The sequence below is a fragment of the Halorubrum sp. SS7 genome, from assembly GCF_005435055.1.
Lineage (GTDB): Archaea > Halobacteriota > Halobacteria > Halobacteriales > Haloferacaceae > Halorubrum > Halorubrum salinarum.
Genome location: NZ_SGXV01000082.1, coordinates 1 through 1,621, shown reverse-complemented (window position 1 = coordinate 1,621; position 1,621 = coordinate 1). Strand labels below are relative to the sequence as shown.

The window sequence follows — 1,621 nt, the reverse complement described above, 5'->3', positions numbered from 1 at the left end:
GCCACGCGACGATGGCGGTCGCGGCCACGCGCTGGGTCATCCCCTCGAAGATGGTGTCGGCGTACGCCTTCCAGTCGCCGCGGACGAGAAACATCCCGAGGGTCGTCCCGATCAGCGCGCCGACGACGAGGCCGTTGGTGTCGCCGATGCCGAGGACCCCGCTCTGGAGGATCGCCCAGCCGATGAAGAAGACGAGCGGGACCGTGCTCGCCCACTTGCCCCCGCGGAACTCGATCCGCGGACCGTCGCCGCCCTGGTCGCCGACGCCGAACTCGCTACCGTCGGGCGGGTCCCCGCCGTCGGTCGCCGACGGAGCCCCGTCTCTGGTCTCGGTCATCTGTCGGTCACATCGCCCCGAACACCGACGACTCACCTAAATCCTCCTTTCCGCGGAGAACTCGCGCGGAACAAAACCCCGGGCGGCGCGGAGCGAGCGCGGGCGAGAGCGCGGCCGCACTCGTCGCTTGCTCCACGGGAACGCTCGCCCCACGAGAACGCTCCGGCCGACAAGAACACGCTTAAGAACCCCGACGGCGACCCCTCACACGGGAACAGCACAGCTGCAGATCCGACTCGCCGGGGCCCTTTCGCCCGCGGCTTGGGAATGTAGCAGTGCGCCGACGCCTCCGGCGTCGCGGTCGGGCGGTCCGCTCGCGCCGGCCAGCCGGTCGGATCGCTCGGTCCGCGAGCGGTCCGTAGCCGCGCCGCGCGGAGTCGCGGTCACGTTGCGGTTGTGCCGTTCCAACCAGACAGACAATGGCACGAATGCACACGCGCCGTCGCGGTTCGTCCGGTTCGGACAAGCCGGCGACGGACGAGACCCCGGAGTGGAGCGACGTCGACGCCGAGGACATCGAGTCCCGCGTCGTCGAACTGGCGGAGCAGGGCCACGACCCCAGCGTCATCGGCCTCAAGCTGCGCGACGAGGGCGTCAAAGGCGTCCCGATCCCGGACGTGAAGCTGGCGACCGGGAAGAAGGTCACCGAGATCCTCGAGGAGCACGACGCCGACGCCGACCTCCCGGAGGACCTCCGTAACCTCATGCGGCAGGCGATCCGCCTGCGCGAGCACATGGAGGAGAACGGGCAGGACCACCAGAACAAGCGCGCGCTCCAGAACACGGAGTCGAAGATCCGCCGCCTCGCGAACTACTACCGCGGCGACGAGCTCGACGAGGAGTTCACGTACACCTACGAGAACGCCGTCGAGCTGCTCGAGGAGTAACGCGGCGAGACGCGGCGACGACACCCCACGAGACCCACCCATGACCGAAGCGACGTCCGCCACGCCCGCCCCCGACGCGCTCGCCGGCGTCCTCGCAGACGCGCCGTTCGTCCGGCTCGTCGCGACCGACGACGGCGACGCGCTGGCAGCCGCCGGGCTGCTCGCGCGAGCGCTCCGAGCGACGGGCACGCCGTTCCAGGCGCGGGTGGCCGCCGACCCGGTCCCCGACGACCCCGACGACGGGGTCGCGGTCACCGTCGGCGTCGACCGCGGGCCGCACGCGATCCCCGGAACGGGGCGCCCGGCCAGCACGGCGGCCTTCGCGGTCGCCCGCGCGCTCGGCGGCGACCCCGACCCCGTGGTCGCGCTCGCCGGCGTCGTCGCGGCCGGGTCGATC

General features: G+C 72.0%; 1 protein-coding gene and 2 pseudogenes. 2 read left to right on the top strand and 1 reads right to left on the bottom strand.

Annotated features, from left to right (window positions below; translation table 11 throughout):
- Positions 1-337: pseudogene (locus tag EXE44_RS16685) on the bottom strand (Na+/H+ antiporter NhaC family protein); the annotation flags it as partial.
- Between the two features lie 419 nt (positions 338-756).
- Between EXE44_RS16685 and EXE44_RS16680 the strand changes: the two are divergent.
- Positions 757-1,224 (top strand): 30S ribosomal protein S15, encoded by a 468-nt coding sequence (locus tag EXE44_RS16680; RefSeq protein ID WP_121561794.1) that lies wholly within the window; start codon positions 757-759, stop codon positions 1,222-1,224.
- A gap of 40 nt (positions 1,225-1,264) precedes the next feature.
- Positions 1,265-1,621, top strand: a pseudogene (locus EXE44_RS16675) (exonuclease RecJ); the annotation flags it as partial.